This is a genomic window from Saccharopolyspora phatthalungensis (genome assembly GCF_014203395.1).
GTDB lineage: Bacteria > Actinomycetota > Actinomycetes > Mycobacteriales > Pseudonocardiaceae > Saccharopolyspora > Saccharopolyspora phatthalungensis.
In genome coordinates this window covers 1,546,847-1,565,737 of record NZ_JACHIW010000002.1, presented here as the reverse complement: position 1 = coordinate 1,565,737, position 18,891 = coordinate 1,546,847, and the positions used below count along the sequence as shown (strand labels likewise).

General features: G+C 66.6%; 17 protein-coding genes. 8 read left to right on the top strand and 9 right to left on the bottom strand.

Going from position 1 to position 18,891, the window contains the following annotated elements; genetic code table 11:
* Positions 1-84: 84 nt before the first annotated feature.
* The gene (locus BJ970_RS33020) at positions 85-1,434 is read right to left on the bottom strand and encodes an MFS transporter (RefSeq protein ID WP_184731537.1); all 1,350 of its coding nucleotides are present in this window, start codon (positions 1,432-1,434) and stop codon (positions 85-87) included.
* Between the two features lie 424 nt (positions 1,435-1,858).
* On the opposite strand from BJ970_RS33020, the gene BJ970_RS33015 reads away from it, so the two are divergent.
* Complete coding sequence (locus BJ970_RS33015; protein WP_184731535.1) at positions 1,859-2,320, top strand: nuclear transport factor 2 family protein; 462 nt, start codon at positions 1,859-1,861, stop codon at positions 2,318-2,320.
* Positions 2,321-2,461: 141 nt separating this feature from the next.
* Here BJ970_RS33015 and BJ970_RS33010 read toward each other — a convergent pair whose 3' ends face one another.
* Complete coding sequence (locus BJ970_RS33010; RefSeq protein WP_184731533.1) at positions 2,462-3,154, bottom strand: DUF4386 domain-containing protein; 693 nt, start codon at positions 3,152-3,154, stop codon at positions 2,462-2,464.
* A 76-nt stretch (positions 3,155-3,230) separates the two neighbouring features.
* On the opposite strand from BJ970_RS33010, the gene BJ970_RS33005 reads away from it, so the two are divergent.
* Positions 3,231-3,764, top strand: coding sequence for a MarR family winged helix-turn-helix transcriptional regulator (locus BJ970_RS33005; RefSeq protein ID WP_184731531.1), 534 nt, complete (start codon positions 3,231-3,233; stop codon positions 3,762-3,764).
* A gap of 191 nt (positions 3,765-3,955) precedes the next feature.
* Here BJ970_RS33005 and BJ970_RS33000 read toward each other — a convergent pair whose 3' ends face one another.
* The gene (locus tag BJ970_RS33000) at positions 3,956-4,753 is read right to left on the bottom strand and encodes a GNAT family N-acetyltransferase (protein ID WP_184731529.1); all 798 of its coding nucleotides are present in this window, start codon (positions 4,751-4,753) and stop codon (positions 3,956-3,958) included.
* Between the two features lie 525 nt (positions 4,754-5,278).
* Here BJ970_RS33000 and BJ970_RS32995 point away from each other — a divergent pair.
* Positions 5,279-6,403 carry a hypothetical protein gene (locus BJ970_RS32995; protein ID WP_184731526.1) on the top strand — a complete coding sequence of 375 codons (1,125 nt, stop codon included), beginning with the start codon at positions 5,279-5,281 and terminating at the stop codon, positions 6,401-6,403.
* Between the two features lie 52 nt (positions 6,404-6,455).
* Here BJ970_RS32995 and BJ970_RS32990 read toward each other — a convergent pair whose 3' ends face one another.
* Entirely contained in the window at positions 6,456-7,490 is a 1,035-nt protein-coding gene (locus BJ970_RS32990) for an undecaprenyl-diphosphate phosphatase (RefSeq protein WP_184731524.1), read from the bottom strand.
* Positions 7,491-8,026: 536 nt separating this feature from the next.
* On the opposite strand from BJ970_RS32990, the gene BJ970_RS32985 reads away from it, so the two are divergent.
* Together BJ970_RS32985 and BJ970_RS32980 are read left to right on the top strand one after the other, a co-directional pair.
* Positions 8,027-9,451 (top strand): FtsW/RodA/SpoVE family cell cycle protein, encoded by a 1,425-nt coding sequence (locus tag BJ970_RS32985; RefSeq protein ID WP_184731522.1) that lies wholly within the window; start codon positions 8,027-8,029, stop codon positions 9,449-9,451.
* Positions 9,452-9,520: 69 nt separating this feature from the next.
* Positions 9,521-10,495: a magnesium transporter CorA family protein gene (locus tag BJ970_RS32980; RefSeq protein ID WP_184731520.1), complete on the top strand. Its 975-nt coding sequence runs from the start codon at positions 9,521-9,523 to the stop codon at positions 10,493-10,495.
* 96 nt (positions 10,496-10,591) lie between these two features.
* On the opposite strand, the gene BJ970_RS32975 is transcribed toward BJ970_RS32980, so the two are convergent.
* The 5 genes from BJ970_RS32975 to BJ970_RS32955 all read right to left on the bottom strand — a co-directional run bounded on the left by BJ970_RS32975 (position 10,592) and on the right by BJ970_RS32955 (position 15,922).
* The gene (locus BJ970_RS32975) at positions 10,592-10,885 is read right to left on the bottom strand and encodes a hypothetical protein (protein ID WP_184731518.1); all 294 of its coding nucleotides are present in this window, start codon (positions 10,883-10,885) and stop codon (positions 10,592-10,594) included.
* A gap of 416 nt (positions 10,886-11,301) precedes the next feature.
* Complete coding sequence (locus BJ970_RS32970) at positions 11,302-12,120, bottom strand: SAM-dependent methyltransferase (RefSeq protein WP_184731515.1); 819 nt, start codon at positions 12,118-12,120, stop codon at positions 11,302-11,304.
* Positions 12,121-12,288: 168 nt separating this feature from the next.
* Positions 12,289-13,710 (bottom strand): sugar porter family MFS transporter, encoded by a 1,422-nt coding sequence (locus BJ970_RS32965; RefSeq protein WP_221468354.1) that lies wholly within the window; start codon positions 13,708-13,710, stop codon positions 12,289-12,291.
* 182 nt (positions 13,711-13,892) lie between these two features.
* Positions 13,893-14,765, bottom strand: coding sequence for a TIM barrel protein (locus tag BJ970_RS32960; RefSeq protein ID WP_184731511.1), 873 nt, complete (start codon positions 14,763-14,765; stop codon positions 13,893-13,895).
* Positions 14,766-14,941: 176 nt separating this feature from the next.
* Positions 14,942-15,922 carry a LacI family DNA-binding transcriptional regulator gene (locus tag BJ970_RS32955; RefSeq protein ID WP_221468353.1) on the bottom strand — a complete coding sequence of 327 codons (981 nt, stop codon included), beginning with the start codon at positions 15,920-15,922 and terminating at the stop codon, positions 14,942-14,944.
* 200 nt (positions 15,923-16,122) lie between these two features.
* On the opposite strand from BJ970_RS32955, the gene BJ970_RS32950 reads away from it, so the two are divergent.
* From BJ970_RS32950 to BJ970_RS32940, 3 genes are read left to right on the top strand one after another with little or no spacing between them, the layout of a single operon-like run.
* Positions 16,123-17,103, top strand: coding sequence for a sugar phosphate isomerase/epimerase family protein (locus BJ970_RS32950; protein WP_184731507.1), 981 nt, complete (start codon positions 16,123-16,125; stop codon positions 17,101-17,103).
* Between the two features lie 11 nt (positions 17,104-17,114).
* Positions 17,115-17,942, top strand: a complete 828-nt coding sequence (locus BJ970_RS32945; protein WP_184731505.1) for a sugar phosphate isomerase/epimerase family protein — start codon at positions 17,115-17,117, stop codon at positions 17,940-17,942.
* Positions 17,943-17,973: 31 nt separating this feature from the next.
* On the top strand, positions 17,974-18,825 hold the full coding sequence (locus tag BJ970_RS32940) for a mycofactocin-coupled SDR family oxidoreductase (protein ID WP_184731503.1): 852 nt from the start codon (positions 17,974-17,976) through the stop codon (positions 18,823-18,825).
* Positions 18,826-18,891: the final 66 nt, after the last annotated feature.

Here is an 18,891-nt window from a genome sequence, read left to right as displayed (position 1 = left end):
ACTAAAATAGTCCAGCATCGCCCCAGAAATTCGCCCGCCGGGCGTGGGTTTGCCGCTACGGGCCTAAAAAGCCTTGACCCACTGTCAGGCTGACGCGGCGGAGCGATCGGCTTGCGCCACCGGCTCGGGCCGCTCGGCGCCGGTCCGCAGCGACAGCCGAGACGTCTCGGGCAGCGCGAAAGCGACCACGAAGACCGCGGCGGCGACCGCCATCAGGTAGAACGCCGGCGCGATGGAGCTGCCGGTGAACGACACCAGCCAGGTGGCGACCAGCGGCGCCGTACCGCCGAAGAGCATGTAGGCCAAGTTGTAGCCGATCGATGAGGCGCTGTAGCGCACCCGCGTCGGGAAGATCTCCATCTGGGTTGCTACGACGGCGGCGACCACGAAGCTCCACGGCAGCGCGACGAAGAGCTGACCGAGGATGGCTGTCCACAGACTGCCTTGGGCAGCGAGTAGGTATCCGGGCACGCTCAGCGCGATGAACCCTGCCGAGCCGATAAACAGCAGCGGTTTGCGGCCGACCCGGTCACCAAGCAGCCCCGCCACCGGCACCAGCGCAACGGTCACCGTGAGCGCGGCGGCGTTGGCCAGCAGCGCCGCAGTGGGACTGATCTTGATCGTCACGGTGAGGTAGGTAACGAAGTACGTGCCCAGCGTGTAGGCGCCCAGCCCGCTTAGCGACGCGATGGCGAACACCAGCGCGATATTCCGGCCATGCTGCCGCACGGCCGTGCGCAGCGGCGCGCTCTCGACCTCATGCTTGCCCGTCACCTCCCGGAACGCCGGCGTCTCGCGCATGCGCAACCGGATGATCAGGCCGACGATCGCGAGGGGACCGCCGATCAGGAACGGCAGCCGCCAGCCCCAGTCGACGAACGCCGCCTCCGACATGCTCACCCGCATGCCCAGCACAGTAAGGGTGCCAAGGATCGCCGGAAGCGTGGTGAAGGTCGCCGAAATGGCGGAGAACAGTCCGCGCCGGTTAGGCGGTGCGTACTCGGTTATGAACGATGTCGCACCGGTGAACTCCCCGCCGCCGGAGAAGCCTTGGACCAGTCGGCACAGCGCCAGCAGGGTCGGCGCGAGCAGGCCGACGGTGGCGTAGGTGGGCAACAGCCCGATCGCCATCGTGGCGGCGCCCATCAGCAGCACGATGGTAGCGAGCACGTTGCGGCGGCCGAGCCGGTCGCCTAGATTGCCCCAGACAACGCCGCCCAGGGGCCGGGCAAGGAAGGCCACGCCATAGAGCGCGAACGCGGAGAGCAACGCGGCGTAATCGTTGCCTGGCGGGAAGAAGAGCCTGGCGACGACGGGAATGGACGCCGAGTAGATCGCGAAGTCGAACCATTCCACGAAGTTGCCGACGCTTCCCGCGGCGAGCGCCTTCAGCCCTGACCGTGGGCCGCGCGCGCCGAGGGCGTGGTCGGTCATGTCCGAACCTCCTTGAGGAAAACCCGCTAGGGACGTGCCGATCGATGTGCCGGGCTGCGGGCATCCGTCTCCAACAAGTGTGCCGACGGTATAGCGGACTAGACCAGTAGTCAATTGTTGGCCTTAACGAAAAAAAGTCAGTAAGTTTCCCACGCAATGACGAGGCGTGAGGTGTGCAGCCAACCCCGCTCGTGCAGGGTTGTTGCCGAGTGATCGTCGGCCGCCGCGTTTTAGAGCTGACGGTCGTGCCTGTAGGGGGTGGAACGGCCGGCGCCCCAAGGTCCCCAAGGTCCTTAAGGTCAACGTGCCGTGTGGCCCGCCTCGCCCGAACATGCTGACCGATGACCCCGCCGCTGTCTATCCGGGAACAGGACTGTTCTGGTGCCTGATGGAGTACGAACGTTCTCAATGCAAGGAGGTCGCAATGTCGGAAGATCGCCCGCCTTACCCGCCGTTCACGCACGAGACAGCCCTGCAGAAGGTCCAGGCCGCTGAGGATGCGTGGAACACTCGCGATCCCCAACGGGTGGCAATGGCCTACACGCCGGACTCGACGTGGCGAAACCGCGACACGTTTATCAGCGGCCGCGACGAGATCATTGCTTTCCTGACGCAGAAGTGGGGGCGCGAGCTGGACTATGCGCTGCGCAAGAGTCTCTGGGGGTTCCAGGAGAACCGGATCTCCGTCCGATTCCAGTACGAGTGTCACGACGCGGAAGGCCAGTGGTGGCGCAGCTACGGCAACGAACTGTGGGAGTTCGACGAACGCGGCCTCATGCGACGCCGCGAGGCAAGCATCAACGACGTCGCCATCAACGCAGCCGATAGGCGCATTTACGGGACCCGACCGGCGGGCGAACACGGGATCGACATCCCGCTCCGGTAGTCCTCGCCAGCACGTCATCAGGGGCATAGATCAACTCATGCGCGACCCACCGCACTGATCGGGTTGCGGTGGGGAAGCGCCGTTTTCTTCGACTACCCGGCCAGCGTTGCCTCCTCGGGCAAGGGGGTGGGGGACGGTGGGTCATTGGCGCCGTGATGGGCGGGTGCGCGGCAACAGGGCGGCGGAGATCACCAGCCAGATGAGGCCGCCGAAGCGGACGACCGGCAGGAAGTACGCGAAGCCGTCGACCACCAACGCAAGGGTGGAGAGCATGCCGGCGGCGGCGAGGACGAGTCCCGCCCAGCTCACGGCGCGCGGCAGCAGTCCGGCGAGCAGGCTCGGCACCGAAACGCCGGCGAGCAGTAGCGCGAACATCACCGCGTAGGCGGGCCCGCCGGCCAGGAATGACAGGTCGGCCAGGGCGCGAGCCAGTGCGGGGCCCGCATCGGCCGATAGGCGGCTGCTGCTCCAGCCGAACATCGCGCTGAGGGCGAGGGCGTTGGCCGCCAGCACGCCACCGACGAGGGTGATCGCGGAGCCGGGCGCGGTGATGCCCAATGCCCGCAGCCGCCGGTAGAGCACCGCGGCTGTCAGGGCCAGCGGCACTGCGGCGGCGAAGAGCAAGAAGGCGCCGAGCTTGACGCTGGCGGTGTGTTCCTGGGCGTAGTTCAGGACCTCCAGGCCGGACGCGCCGGGTCGCGGGGTGGACCGGTCGACGACGACGTAGGCGGCGGTCAGCACGGCGAGAGCCAGTACGGGCGCCAGCAGCGGTGGGCCGGCTTGTGGGCGGCGCGAAGTGTGGTTTGAGCGCTGCGCGGTGGGGGTGGTTGTCATGACGTCTCCTTGGGTGGTTCGTTCATGGCAATAATGATTCTAGCTTGGAACGATTGTCAACTGATATCATTGCCCCATGGATGCGAACGGTGACGGAGCGGGCCCGCACCCCCAAGAAGGAGCCGCTTTTCTGCTGGCACAGCTCGGAGCCCACGCGGCGGAGCTGTTCGCGCAACGGATCGCGCGGTCTGACCTGACCCCCGCGCAGGCGGGGCTTCTGCGACTACTGGCCCGGACGCCCGGGCGCAGTCAGCGCGAACTCGCCGACGTCCTGGGAATGCCGCCGAGCCGTTTTGTGCCGTTCGTAGACGACCTTGAGCGGCGCGGGCTGCTCGAACGTCGCAAGAACCCCAGCGACCGGCGCCTGTACGCGCTGTTTCTCACCAACGACGGCACCGAACTGCTCTCCCGGCTGCGTGTGGAAGCCGCGGCGCACGAGGAACAGATTTGCGCGGCGCTCACACCGTCGGAACATCAGAAACTGACCGGTTTGCTCCGGCGGCTGGCTCAGCAGCAAGGGCTCAGCCCCGGCGTTCACCCCGGCTACCGGTCGATGCGAACCAGCGGCACCCCCGCACCAGACCGAGTGCCGCCTGAGCCGGCCGGCTGAATACGCCGGACCCGAGGTGAAGCATGAGTGGTCCGCATCGACAGCTGACTCCACACCGATCACGGTCGACCAGGTTGTTGAGGTCAACCTGATCAGCTGGGGCGAACCGCGCCCTCTTTCGACCGGTTTGCCGCTACAGCACGGTGATCTGGCGGCGCAAGGCGAGGATCGACGCGGCCGCGGAGGTTGAATCAGCCCTTGAGGCTGTAGAAACGCATCGGTGAGTTTGGCTTGAAGCCGATCCGCGGGTACACGGGTGCCCCGGCGACGGTCGCGTGCAGGGTGGCGCGGGTCAGTCCGGTGGCCCGGCCGCCCTCGCACAGCGCCTTCCGCGTCACTGCCTCGCCGTAGCCCCTGCGCTCCCACTCCGGGTCCGTGGCGACGAGCAGGACAAAAAGACGGCCTTCCGCTTCCACGGTCGCAGCGCACGTCACCGGAACATCGTTTCGCATGCCCAGGTAGGCATACACCTCGTTCTTCCACAACGTGGAGCCGACCAACCCGTCGCGGCCGTCCTCCAGCGGGAATCCGTAGGCGCGCGAGTTGATGTCGGCAAAGGCCTGCAGCTGTTCGTCGGTGGTCACACGCACGAACGTCAGGTCGTGGTGGGTCGGCTCGGGAATGGGGAGCAGGTCCCCGGCCATGCCGGTGCCGGGGAAGGCATGCACGAGGCCCGCTCGTTCGGCCGCCGCGCCCAGCGCCGCGCCCGCGTCATCCAGGAGGTCTTCGAAGAGCCACAGGAAGCCGGGGTGCTTTTTCGAGCGCATGACATCCGCCGCCTGGCTCAGACGTTGCTCGACGAGCTCCGCGTCCGCGCCGACATCGGTCAAGGTGATGCAGTTCCAGAAAGGGAACCGACAATCGGCCCAGCGAACCGCGATGCCCGGAAGGTCCCGCACATCGGCACCCGAGTCCCGATCGAGCGTCATGGCACGCCAGACCAGGGCGAGCTGCTTCATCGATTCGATCGAGTCCGCGAGGTCGGTCACCAAGACTCCTTGAAATTGTCGGGTACGCAGCCAGTCACCACAGGTGACGTTGGGTAAGGTACCCGGCGCAGTGGCAGGCGCGATGGGCGCCCCGCCGGGATGGCTGCCATGGGTCGTGGCCTGACGTAGCGAAAACTGTGTCCTCGTAGTGTCCACTGTGGTCCGGGCACGTACCAGAAGCGTGCTGCGTGCGGGTTTGGGAGCCAGTAGGACTGGAGATCGCGAGAATTGCCGAAACATCCCGACTCAACGGCCGAAACGCCCATTTTCGGGCCAAGGCCGAAAATGGGACAGCAACCCTTTCTCTGGATGTGACGAATTCCATTGGCGCTGGTTACAAGGCATGTGCGGCCTGTGCGAGATGGTCGGCTCTTGCCGTTTTCCCGATCGTGCAGAATCCTCACCGGTCGGGTGCGCGCACCCGGAAAAGACGATCTCGGGGGCTGGCGGTCCGCCTTCTGGCGGGCAACCGCTGGAAGATTCTGGAAAGGCTTGTCCGTGAAGCATCGCAGGAGACGTTCGTCGGTGTCTGGCTCCCGGAAACGCCGATCCCCGTTCTGGCGAGCGCTGCGCGGAACACTGGCCGTGCTCGGAGCATTCGCCATCGTGATCGCCGGGTCGATCGGTCATACGCTCGCCGGTCCCGGCAATGCGAGCACGGCGGCACGGCTGGCCGAATGGGGACGCGATCACGGCCTGGGCTCGGTCATCACATACCTGGAGCAATTGCAGTACGACGCCAACAAACCCAAGGTCGGTGGCACGCCGCAGGGCGGGATTCCCCAGGTCGGCATCGACTCCACCTCGACCGGAGGCCCAGCTCCGATGCCCAATCTCGCCGGCGGCACACCGCTGCCCGGCGAGGGCCAGTGGCAGACCGTCGCGACCGTGCGCGGGAAATCCGCCATCCGCGTCGCCCTGGTGCGCCCGGACACGGAGCACACCTCGTACCTGGCTGCCGCGATGTGGATCGATCCAAAACTGGTCAGCGGCGAGCTGCGCCCCGGCTTCCAGGACCCCGGCGGGAACTGGCCCGAACCCGACACGCTCACGCACACCGACCAGAAAAGCGTGCTGGCCGCATTCAACGCCGGGTTCCGCCTGCCTCGCGGCGACAGCCACGGCGGCTACTACAGCGACGGGCGGACCGCCTTCCCCCTCGTCAACGGTGCCGCGAGCCTGGTGATGCTGCGCAACGGCACCGCCGAAGTCGGCTCGTGGAACCAGCAAGTGCACCTCACCCCGAACGTCGTCAGCGTGCGTCAGAACCTGGTCATGCTCGTCGATAACGGGCAGCTGAACCCCACCTGTGACACCGGCGGCAGCGCCGAGTGGGGCGTCACCGTCGGGAACAAGTCCTTCATCGACCGTTCCGCCTTCGGCGTCACTGCCAGCGGCGCCGAGGTCTACGTCGCCGGGCCCGCGCTGTCGGTGTGCACGCTGGGCCGCATCCTTCAAGGGGCCGGTGTCGTTCGGGGCATGGAGATGGACATCAACCCGGACTGGATCAGCGGCGCCTACTTCGAGCACGGCCGAAACGGCCTGGTCGGCCACCGGCTCTACCCGGCACAGAAACTCCCCCCGACGCACTACCTCGCGCCCACCAGTCGCGACTGGTACGCCTGGTTCCCCAGGTCGACCAGCCCGTGACCCTTCGGCCAACAGCCCCCGCTGCGGCCCGACGCCAAGCCGGTCCGCGCTCTTACAGGGCGAACCAGCCGACGCAGGCCAGCCCGGCGATGATGCAGTACAAAGCGAAGGGACGCAGGGTGCGCGTTTCGAAGTACGAGGTGAGGAAGCGCACCGAGATGTAGGCGCCGAATCCGGCCAGGACGCTACCGAGAAGCGCGGGTCCGAGCGCGCCCTGCGCTTCCGGGGCGAAGAGTTCGGGGATCTTCAACAGGCCCGCGCCGCCGATGGCAGGGGTGGACAGCAGGAAGGCGAAGCGTGCCGCGTCTTCGTGGCGCAGGCCGCGGGCCAAGCCGCCGACCATGGTGATGCCGGACCGGCTGATGCCGGGCAGCAGCGCCAGGCTCTGCGCGGCACCGATGAGGAGTGCCTGCAACCAACTTTGCCGGGACAGCCGCACGTCCGACCGGAAGCCCGGGTCATTCGTGTCGGATTCGTACCGGTCGTCCCCGGTCGGGACGTCGTGCCCGCGAACGGCCGGGATCGGGACGGTCTGCTCGGTCGACACCGCCGACATCACGATCGTTTCCTGCTGGTGTAGCGGAATCGTGTCGAGGGTTTCGGCGTGCGGGATGTCCTCGTTCTCGCCTCGCCGCTGCCGGTACTTCTCCACCGCGTAGAGAACCAGGCCGTTGAGCGCGAGGAAGATCGACGCGGGTACGGGCTTGCCCAGGTACTCGCGGACCACTTTCTCCAGCGCCAGACCCGCGATGCCAACCGGGATCGTGCCGACGACCAGAAGCCAGCCCAGGCGCTGGTACGGCGTCTCGATGCGCCGGTCCCGCACCGACGTGAGCAATCCCCCGATGATGCGGACCCAATCGCGCCAGAAGAAGATCACCAATGCCAGCGCCGTGGCGACGTGCATTGCCACTAGAACCGACAAATAAGGCGAATTGGGTGCGCTCATGTCAAGGTCGCGAGCCCAGCCGCCCCCAATAAGTGCCGGCAGGAGCACGCTGTGTCCGAGGCTGGAAACCGGGAACAGTTCGCTGACTCCCTGTAGCAAGCCAATCACGGCGGCCTCGAAGTAGGACAGATTTGACATGGCGGGACCTTTCTCGCCGGTTGTCGTTGTGTGCACAGCCGGGCTGGTCCCGGAATCCGTCACGAGACTACAGGCCTGGAAACGCGGAAAAATGTGACAAGAGTGCCGTTTGGTGCGACTGCGACGGGGAAATAACTGGCGCCGCCGCGACCTCGGCGTGCTGCAGATCACGGCTCGGTCTCGGGATCTGTACTACTCTGAAACGACGGATGCGGATGCGATCCGAAGATTTCATCGCCGCTGCCGAGCGGTAGCGGCCGACGGCGAACCGGCAGGAATGGGTGGTGTCCGACAGATCTGCGTTTTCGGGGCAAACCGCCCATAAGGAAAAAGAGGTATTACTCGCTGACATGCTGTGACCGATCAGTATTCCCGGGTATAAGCCTGCTATGGGCCTATTGTTGCTGATCGTGCTGTTTCCCTGAGTTGGACTGCGGGGACGTGCTGAACGGTGGACGGCTGAGATCGATTGGCGGGCGCGGGAGTCGGGCCACCTCGCCGACAAGAGCTGATCAACACTGGCGAACGGGTTGTCAATGCTTAACTCCCCGGCGGGTGAGGCCGTGCGGCGCGGTATGCGCAACATCGAATTGGGAATGCTGATCTTCGCTGCGGTGGTGACCACGGCCGCGCTGGCGATGCTCGACGTGGGCCAGGACCGGCAACTCTCGCTGCTCGTGGTCGGGTTGGGCGCCGGATATTTCGCACTCTTCGGTGTCGCTCACCTCGCGGTGCGCGGGTTCGCCCCGTATGCCGATCCGCTGCTGCTTCCGTGCACGGCGTTGCTGAACGGGCTCGGTTTGGTCATGATCTACCGTCTCGACCTCGCCAACGTCAGCGACGCGGCTAACGCCCGCGGTCCGATCCCTTCGGGCAACGCACCGATGCAGGTCGTGTGGACCGCGGTGTCCGTGGCGCTGTTCATCGCCGTGCTATGGCTGATCCGCGATTACCGCAGTGTGCGGCGCTACGCCTACACCGCGGGCGCGATAGGCCTCGTGCTCGTCGTTCTGCCGGGTGCGCTGCCCCCCAGCGTCTCCGAGGTCAATGGCGCGAAGCTGTGGTTGCGGGTGGGCGGTTTTTCCATCCAGCCGGGCGAATTCGCCAAGATCCTGATCATCATCTTCGCGGCCGCGTTCCTGGTCGCCAAGCGGGATCTGTTCACCACGGCGGGGCGTCGCGTGCTCGGACTGGACATCCCGCGCGCCCGCGATCTTGGTCCGCTGATCGTGGCCTGGGGCGTGTCGGTCGGCGTGCTTGCGCTGGAAAAGGAGCTCGGTGCCGCACTGCTGTACTTCGGCGTCGTGCTGACCATGACCTACGTTGCCACCGGCCGGATGTCGTGGCTCGTGATCGGGCTGATGTTCTTCGCAGGCGGCAGCGTGTTCGCCTACTACGTGTTCGACCACGTGCGGACTCGGGTCGAGGTGTGGAGCGACCCGTTCGCCTACGCCGGCACCTCCGGTTACCAACTCGTCCAGTCGCTGTTCGGCTTGGCGTACGGGGGTTTTACGGGCGCGGGGCTCGGGCGGGGCATGCCGAACCTGATTCCCTTCGCCGACACCGACTTCATCACCGCAGCCATTGGCGAAGAACTCGGCCTGCTCGGACTCATCGCCGTGTTGGTCGTCTACTTCCTGCTGTTCACCCGCGGACTTCGAGCGGCTCTGTCGGCGCGCGACGACTTCGGCAAACTCCTCGCCGCAGGGCTCGCGTTCGCGCCTGCGCTACAGGTCTTCGTCGTGGTAGGCGGCGTCACCGAGCTGATCCCGCTGACCGGGATGACCATGCCATTCCTGTCCTACGGCGGATCCTCGCTGCTGGCCAACTTTATCCTCGTCGCGATGCTGATCCGGATCTCGGATGCGACGCAGCGGCCGGCGCCAGAGCCCCAGGTGCAGACTCCACTTGCCCAAGCGGACACGGAAATGGTCACCCGCCCCCGCGGTATGCCAGCTTGATCTCATTTTGTCTGGATCACTGCTACCGCGAGTTTTCCCGTGGCCGGCCGGCGGCTAGCCTGTCGCGTCGTGGCCCGAACACGTGTTTACCGTAACGGCATTCTCGACGCCGAGGATTTCCCCGTCGCCGAGGTATCCGACCATCTCGCCGATCCCGCGGCGACCGTGTGGCTGGACTTCTGCGCCCCCACCGAGGATGATCTCGCCGCGATCAGCGAGGAACTCGGGCTGCACGAGTTGGCGGTGGAAGGTGCCGTCGACACCCAGGAGCGGGCCAAGCTGGAGTGCTTTCGCACCCACTCGTTCCTCAGCGCATACGCGGTGCGCATGCATGCCGAGACCGGGCATCTTCGGACCTCCGAGGTGGCGGCATTCGTCACCGACCGCGCGTTGGTCACCGTCCGCAAGGACGAGCACTTCGACATCGACGCCGTTCTGCAGCGCTGGGATTCCGCGACCGAAGGTCTGGCCAAAAGCGGCGTCGGGTTCCTGCTGCACGGATTGCTGGACTACATCGTCGACGGCCACTTCGAGGCCGCACAGATCATGGACGAACAGATCGAGGACCTCGAAGACCTGGTCTTCGAGGGGAAACCCGACCACGGCTCGCTGCAACGGCGGTCGCTGCACCTGCGCAAGAGCCTGGTGCGGCTTCGGCGGGCGGTCGTGCCGATGCGGGAGGTGCTCAGCACGGTCGTGCGCCCGGACCTCGGCGTGGTCGATGAGGCGATGGCGCCGTACTTCCAGGATGTCGAGGACCACGTGCTCCGCGCCGCGGAATGGACCGACTCGCTGCGGGATCTGATCACGACCGTCCGGGAAACGCAGCTCAACCTTCAGGCGCATCGGCTCAACACCGTGATGAAGAAGGTGACCAGCTGGGCCGCGGTCATCGCCGTCCCCACCGCCATCACCGGATTCTATGGCCAGAACGTTCCCTTCCCGGGGGACGGGCAGCCGTGGGGTTTCTGGGTATCGGCAACGGCGATCGTCCTCGGTTGTGGGGTTGTCTACGCCCTGTTTAAGAAGCGGGACTGGCTATAGGCCAACCGCTCGGTGCCCGGGTTACGGCGGCGCTTCGCGCGTAGCGCCTGTTCAGCAGGCCATAGGCCTACTGAACAGGCGCCAAGCTGATCGACGTTATCCGACGGCGGGCGGCCTTAGCAGCCCGCGCAGCAACCACACGGCGGCATTTACCAGCAGCCGCCCGACGATTCCGGCACCGGCAAGCTCGGCCAAAACCGCCGCCGCATCCTCGACCACGTCGAGGATGCGGCCCAGCAACTCCGGCTCGCACAGCTTTGTCACGGTATCGCCGGGCGGCATTGTCAATCCGTTGCCCGACGGGATCGGGCCGCTTACCGAGGCGGCGACTTTCACCACCAGGCGCGAGCCGGCATCCGTCGGCAGGTTCCAGGACAGTTCCAGGGACATGGCGGACCTCCTCGCAGAGAGCGTGGACAGCCCGGCATCACGGCCTGGCATCCCCACTGGGCGCCGCGCTGGAGCGCGCGAAAGCCGGTCAGCGCAACGGGAATCCGGCCGCGATGGGGCGGGAGCGAGTCCACGACTTACCGGGACTATGACTGTCCATCCCACACCTCCCTCACGGCCGGGACTCAGCGATTCGGTTTCCGACGGGCGGCTGCGGCCCGCGCACACCCGAAACGGCCTGCCCAAGGGGCGGCCAAACACAGCCACGGTCGCAAGGACTTCCCAGTTCTGTCAAGGTCTTTCCCGCCGATGTCGTCGTGCGCTACGCCCAGCGGCCGCCGGTGGTCAGTCGCCGCACCCTCGGGCGTATCGAGCACTGCGGTGAAGAAGCGTGACTGAAATCCGGGAAGCTCGGCTCAGGGCTTGTGGGCGATGGCGCCGTACATGGCGATGTCGGCTTCCGGGACGTTCCGGGCGGTGTCGTTGTCCGGGCGCCATTTGTGCATCTGGACGATCCCGGGCTCGACGAGGTCGAGGCCGTGGAAGTACTGGGCGGCTTGGGCGTGGGAGCGCCAGCGTAGGGTTTCGCCGTGTTCGTGGTAGGTCCGGCGGACCTCGGCGAGCATTTCCGGGGCGAAGTCGTCGGTGGCGATGGTGGCGGCGACGTAGCTGCCGGAGGGCAGTACGTCGATGATCCGCCGGACGACGTCGAGTGCCTCGTCGTCGTCTTCGATGAAGTGTACGACCGCGATGAGCATCAGCCCGATCGGCCGGCTCGGGTCCAGGGTCTGGCGGAATTCCTGGGAGGCCAGGATCGTGTCCGGGTCGCGCAGGTCGGCTTCCACGTAGGCGGTGCGGCCCTGCTTGGTGCTGGACATCAGGGCGCGGGCATGTACGAGCACGATGGGGTCGTTGTCGGTGTAGACGACGCGGGCCTGCGGCCGTACCTCCTGGACGACCTCGTGCAGGTTCGGCGGGGTGGGGATGCCGGTGCCGATGTCCAGGAACTGGTCGATGCCGCATTCGGTGGCCAGGTAGCGGCCGGCGCGGTGCATGAACTCGCGGTTGGCGCGCATGTGCACTGGCAGGGCGGGCCAGATTTGCTTGGTGGCCTCCGCGGCGGCCCGGTCGACGGCGTAGTTGTCCTTGCCGCCGAGGATGTAGTCGTAGATCCGCGCGCCGTGCGCCCGGTCGGTCCGCAGGTCGGCGCTGGTGCGCCGGATCCCGTCGCTCATGGTGCTCCTTCTGATCGCAGCACCTCCATGCTTTCAGAGATCAACATTGTCCGTCCACGGATCCGCGTGTTCGGCGAGTTTGTCCAGGTGGACTTCCCGTTCAGGGATCTACACTTTGAGCAGAGGCTCTTCGGCGTGTCCGTCCACGAAGTAGTGTTTGGCGGATTCTCAGCGGTACTTCACCCGGAACTCGTTCTCGAACTCCTCCAGCGAGCGGCCGCGGGTCTCGGGGACCATCGTGGCGGTGAAAAGCACGCCCAGCACGCTGATCCCGGCGAAGACGAAGAACACCGGTCCGGGGCCCAGCGCCGCTACGAACGGCGGGAAAACCAGCGTAAGTATCGCGCCCGACAGCCACAGCACGAGCACGCACATGCCCATCGCGAAGCTGCGGATCTTCAGCGGGAAGATTTCCGACAGCAGCAGCCATACCAGCGGCCCGATCGTGCCCTGCATGACGAACACGAACGCGACCACGAGCGTCAGCACGACGTAGGGCTTGGCCGCGACGTCCGGCATGAAGACGGCCGCCGCGCCGACGAGAACGTGGAGCACGGTGATCGCGGCAAACCCGCCGAGCAGCATCGCCCTGCGGTTGATCTTGTTGATCAGCAGGATCCCGGCCGTGATGCCCAGCACGCTGAACAGGCCGTTGAGCGTGTTGGCGATGGTTGCGGCGTTGTTGGAGAAACCGGAGTTCTCCAGCAGCTGCGTGCCGTAGTACATGATCGCGTTGATGCCGGTGAACTGGATGAGCATGCCCAGTCCGGCGCCGATCACGATGAGCCTGCGGATCCACCGGACGCCCAGGTTGGACCAGTCACCGGTCCGGGCCTCGCGATCCTCCTCCGCGAGAGCGCGCACCTCGGCCATCTCGGCCTCGGCGCGCGCGGCGGAGCGCACCTGCTTGAGCACCGCGAGCGCGTCGGAATCGCGGCCGTGTTCGGCCAGCCAGCGAGGGCTCTCCGGCATGCGCAGCATTCCGAGCAGCAGCGCGAACGCCGGCAGCACCGCGACGAGCAGCATGAATCGCCACACACCGGCGAAATCGCCCCACGCGTTGTAGATGATCGCGTTGATGACGAACGCCGCGAACTGTCCCGTCACGATCATGAACTCGTTGCGCGTGACCATGCCGCCGCGTTTCTCGGCGGGCGAGACCTCGGCAAGATAGACCGGGACCGTGGCAGACGCTCCGCCGACCGCGAAGCCGAGCACGAACCGGAACGCCGCGAGCAATTGCCATGTCGGGGCGGCCGCAGAGCCGAGCGTGCCGACCACGAAGATGACGGCCAGCAGCAGAATCGTGCGCCTGCGGCCGTACTTGTCGGCGAGTTTCCCGACGATCGCACCGCCGACGGCGGCACCGAAGATCAGGATGCTGACGACCAGGCCCTCGGTGAATGGCGTGAGGGAGAGGTCGGCCTTCATCGGGCTCAGTGCGCCGTTGATGACGCCGGTGTCGTAGCCGAAGAGCAGTCCGCCGAACGTCGCGACGAACACCACCATTCTGAGCCGCCGGGAATGCGTTCCCGGCCCGTCGGGTGGCAGGGTCGTGCCGACCGAGGCCGGATCGGATTTCAGGGTCATGAGTGGCTCCATAAGGTTGTTGATGCCCGGGACGTGGCGTTCTGGATGCCCAGGGCGGCGGGGTGTGGCTGAGAAGTGCTTGCCGTGGGGTGGCTTTGGGAGTGGACGTCTTGCTGTTCTGGACGCCCTGGCCGCTGTTTGAAATCCGTGGTCGCTGCTTATGGAGCTGCCGGCGGGGTCTTTCAGCGTGAACCCATCGCCGTGAGGAATCGCACGCTGACTTCGACGTCGTCGAACGGCGCGGGCGAGTCCTCGTGGAGTCGCTTGTCCTGCTCGATCACGAACCAGCCGTCGTAGTCGATCTCGCCCAGCACGCGGAAAATCGCGTCGAAATCGATGTCGCCCTGGCCGAGCGGTGTGAAGACGCCCGAGTAGACGCCGGCGGCCCAGGGCGTTTCGCCCGCGATCATCGGCTCGGCGATGGAGGTGTCGACGTCCTTGAGATGCACGTGACCGATCCGGTCGCCCAGTTGTTGCGCGATGGTAACCGGGTCGCCGCCGCCGCAGAAGATGTGCCCAATGTCCAGGCAGAACTCGATGTCCGAGCCGTCGATGACCCGGGCGATGTCAGCCGGGGTTTCGACGGCGGTTCCGACGTGCGGATGCAGTACGCACCGAATGCCGCGGTCGCGGCCCGCTTCGCTCACCGCGTCGAGGCCGGTGAGGACCTCGTTCCACTCGCGTTCGGACAGCTCCACCCGCGTGTCGAAGTCGCCGCCGGGGGTTACCGCTGCGATCGTGGCCACCGTCGCGCCGAGGCTGCGGAGAAACGTCGCGGTCTTGGCGAATTCCGCCACTACGTCGTCGAGCGGTTGGCCGTGGAACACCAGTGGCGCCCACCCGCCCACGCAGCGTAGGGAATGTGCGTCGAAGAGCCGCAGTGCGGTCTCGGGTTCGGCAGGGAACAGGCCTGGTTGGAATTCGGTCGCCGTCAGGCCCGCGCGTCGCATGTCGGCGAGTACCTGGTCGGCGGAGAGCTGGACGCCCCAGCCGGGGAGGTAGTTGATTCCCCACGACACGGGTTGCCCGCAAAGACGATCCGTCAGCTGCACCATGAATGATCTCCGTTGATCTAGATCGTGCTAGTCTCCCTGGTCACGACGCTTAGATCGTGCTAGGGAGTGTGACGTAAGCTACGTGGTCGCAAACTCGTATGTCAAGACATATTCGTCATGAGGGTTCGGCGGCAGGTACGTCGCATGCCAGCCGCCGGCGCTAACCCGCCGAACACTCACGACCCGGCGCGAGGCGAGGCGGTGCTGGTGCGTACGACGAGTTCCGGGTCGACGGTCACTTCTGCCGCCGCGGCCATGGATCCGTCGATCCGGCCGATGGCGAGCTCCACGACGTGCGTCGCTAGCGCCGGCACGCACTGGCTGACCGAGGTCAGGTCCAGGTGGCTCATGCGAGCCAGCGCGCTATTGTCCGTGCCGACCACGGAAATATCTTTGGGCACACGCAGTCCCGCGCCGGTGAGCCGGCTGATCAGGCCCACGGCCATGCGGTCGTTCGCGGTGACGACCGCAGTGCAGTCCACATCGGATTCGAGTAGCGCGGAGCCGGCGTGCGCGCCGGACACCTCGGAGTAGTCGCCGGGCAGCACGTGCGCGAACCGTTCGAGGCCGTGTGCGCTCATCGCGTCGAGGTATCCCTGTCGACGTCCCGCCGCGCCCGGCTGGGATCCGCCGTCGACGTGCACGATCTTGCTGTGTCCGAGTTCCACCAGATGATCGACGGCGAGCCGGGAGCCGGCGTGGTCGTCGATGTGGACCGAGTCGATGCCGGCTATGCGCCGGCCGACCGCGATGACCGGCGATGCCGCCGATACCTCGACGAAACCGGCGGGGTCGTCCTCCGGCGCGATCACGATGATCGCCTCGCAGCGGAACTCCAGCAGTTCCTCCGCCGCGCGTCGCCAACTCCGCGTCGCCGTGATCGCGCCGAGCGCGATCGAGAATCCCGCTTCTTCCGCGGCCGGGTAGAGGGCTTCGACAAGATCGGCGTCGAGTCCGTGGGTCATTGTGTAGATGACGCCGAGGTGTTTGCTGCGTGCCCGGCGTAGCTGCCGCGCGGACGAGTTCGGCCGGTAACCGAGCTCCTTGGCCGCTTGCCAGACGCGTTCCCGGCTTTCCCTGCTGGCACCGGGTTCGTTGCGGAAGACGATCGACACCAGTGCGCGCGACACCTTGGCGCGGCGCGCGACGTCGGCCATCGTGGGAGACCGGGCTTCGCCGCGAATATGTCTTGACATTTGCCCCTCGCTCGCTCCTACACTGCGACACTAGCACGATCTAGGGTCGGTTCCCGGTGTTCATCGGAATAGCGATCCCGATTTCCGTGCGATCGAACTAGCACGATCTAGGTTTGCTGGGGCCTCGGCGCCGAGGCCTGGAACAGACCCGAAAGGCCGACATGAGAATCGGACTCAACACCGACAGCCTTGCCACCCTGTCCCTCGACGAGGCTCTCGACACCGCGGCCGCCCTCGGGATCGAGACCATCGAGCTCTCCACCGGGAACTGGTCGAACGCGCCGCACGCGGACCTCGACAACCTGCTGAACAGCGCGGCGTCCCGCCGGGAGCTGACCGAACGGATCGAGAGTCGCGGGCTGACGCTGGAGGCGTTCAACTGTTCCGGCAACCCGCTGCATCCGGGCGAGGAAGGCCGCAGGCACGACGTGGTCACCCGCAAGACCATTGAACTGGCCGCCGAAATGTCGGTCGAGCGCATCGTGCTGATGTCCGGCTGCCCCGCCGCGCCCGGCGACAGCTACCCGAACTGGATCACCGTCGCGTGGCCTCCGTACACAAAGGACATTCTCGACTACCAGTGGAACGACGTCCTCATCCCGTATTGGACGGACCTCGTCAAGCATGCCACCGAGCACGACGTCGGCCAGCTGTGCCTGGAGATGCATGGCCACCAGAACGTCTACAGCCCGGCCACGCTGCTGCGGCTGCGGGAGGCCGTCGGCCCCGTCGTGGGCGCGAATTTCGACCCGAGCCACCTGATGTGGATGGGCGCCGACGTGATCGCCGCCGTGGAGGCGCTCAACGGCGCAATCCACCACGTGCACGCCAAAGACACCCGCATCGAGCGCGGCCGCATCGGCGCGAATACGGCGCTGGAGACCGCGTCGTTCGCCGATCCCGGTGCACGCTCGTGGAACTTCGTCACCATGGGCTACGGCCACGACGAGGACTTCTGGCGCCGGTTCATGGTGGCGCTGCGACGTGCCGGCTTCGACGGCGTGCTCAGCATCGAGCACGAGGACATGCTGGTCGACCCCGTCGAGGCGGTGGAGAAGACCGTGGATCTATTGCGCCGCACCGGGTTCACCAAGCCGGTCGCCGTCGCCGAGACGGCCGCGCGCTTCGGCATCGAGGTCTGAAGGAGAACGACATGCCGCTTCAGGTTTTCCAGTCCCGGTGGGCAATGATCGGACTACCGCGCCACGCGTCCGGGCCATGGTCGCCGACCGAACAACTCGACCAGATCGCCGGCGCCGGCTTCGACGGCGTCTCGATCTCCTTCCACGACCCGGAGAACGCCGTCCTCCTGTCTCGCGAGGCCGTCGAACGCGGCCTGGGCATCGAGGTCGTGTGCTACCCGGCCGACGCGGCGGAGTTCGACGCGCTGCTGAGAGTCCTCGAACCCGTCCCCGGCGTCTCCCACATCACTATGCAGCCGATGCTGCGGACACCCCACATCGACGTCGCGGCGAAGGCGATCCGGCAGTGGTACGCCTCGGCGCGGCAGGCCGGGACACCGCTGCTCATCGAGACCCACCGCGGACGGCTGACCAGCGACATCCTGTTCACGACCGAACTTCTCGACGCCGTGCCGGAACTGCGGCTCACCGCGGACCTGTCGCACTACGTCAACGGCGACGAGTTCGCCCTGCCGGTCTCGGAACGCAACCAGGCGCTGATCGAGAGGCTGCTCGCGCGCAGCGACGTCTTCCACGGCCGGATCGCCTCGCCCGGGCAGGTACAGGTGCCGGTGCGGGCCGAGCACACCAGGCCGCTGCTCGAATTGTTCACCTCGTGGTGGCGGCGCGGATTCGAACTGCGCCGCGCCGAGGATCCCGAACCGCTGGTGACGTTCACCGCGGAGCTAGGCCCGCCGGGCGACTGGTACGCGGGCCTCGGCCCGGATGGCAACGAGCACACCGACCGCTGGGTGGAAGCGCTCGACCTCGCCAACCTCGCGCGCTCGCTCTGGGCGTGACCCAGCACCCCATCCGGAAGGAAATCCCCTCATGACCACGAACATCACCACCGACCGCTTCACAGGCAAGGTCGCGCTCGTCAGCGGCGCGGGCCGCGGACAAGGACGGCAGGTCGCCATCGACCTCGCGAAGGAAGGCGCCGACATCATCGGCTTCGACATCTGCGAGGACATTCCCACCGCCAGCGTTCCCATGTCGTCGGCCGAGGACCTCGACAAGACTCGCGCCGAGGTGGCGGCCACGGGCCGCCATATGGTCGCCATGCACGCGGACGTGCGCGACTACGCGCAGGTCAAGGCCGTCGTCGACCGCGGACTCGCCGAGTTCGGGCGCCTCGACGTGGTCGTCGCGAACGCCGGAATCGTCACCGACACCGGACCGTTCTGGGAACTCAGCCTGCGGGGCTGGAACGACATCATCGCCACCAACCTCACGGGCGTTTTCCACACCGCCAAGGCCGCGACGCCCGCGATCATCGCCGGCGGCCGCGGCGGCGCACTCGTGCTCGTCGCATCGGCGGGCGCGACCAAGGGGTTTCCCAACATCAGCAACTACGTCGCGGCGAAGCGGGGCGTCGTGGGGATGATTCGGCCGATGGCCGCGGAACTCGGGCCGCACGGCATCCGCGTCAACGCGCTGTCGCCCACGAACGTCGCGACCGACCTCTTCATGAGCAAGACCAACAAGAAGCTGTTCGTGCCGCATCTGGCCGAACCGAGCGAGGAGGAGTACGAGGCGGCCTGCCGACCGATGCACGTGCTGCCCGCCGGCTGGATCGAAACCGCCGACACCTCCGCCGCGACCCGATGGCTGGCCTCCGACGAGGCGCGGTACGTGACCGGCATCGAATTGCGCGTCGACGCGGGTGTCGTCGTGCGCTGAAGTTCCTGGGTTCGAAGGGCCCGATTCGTGCGAAATCGCCAACCCTGCCGCGCGGCCCGGTCGATT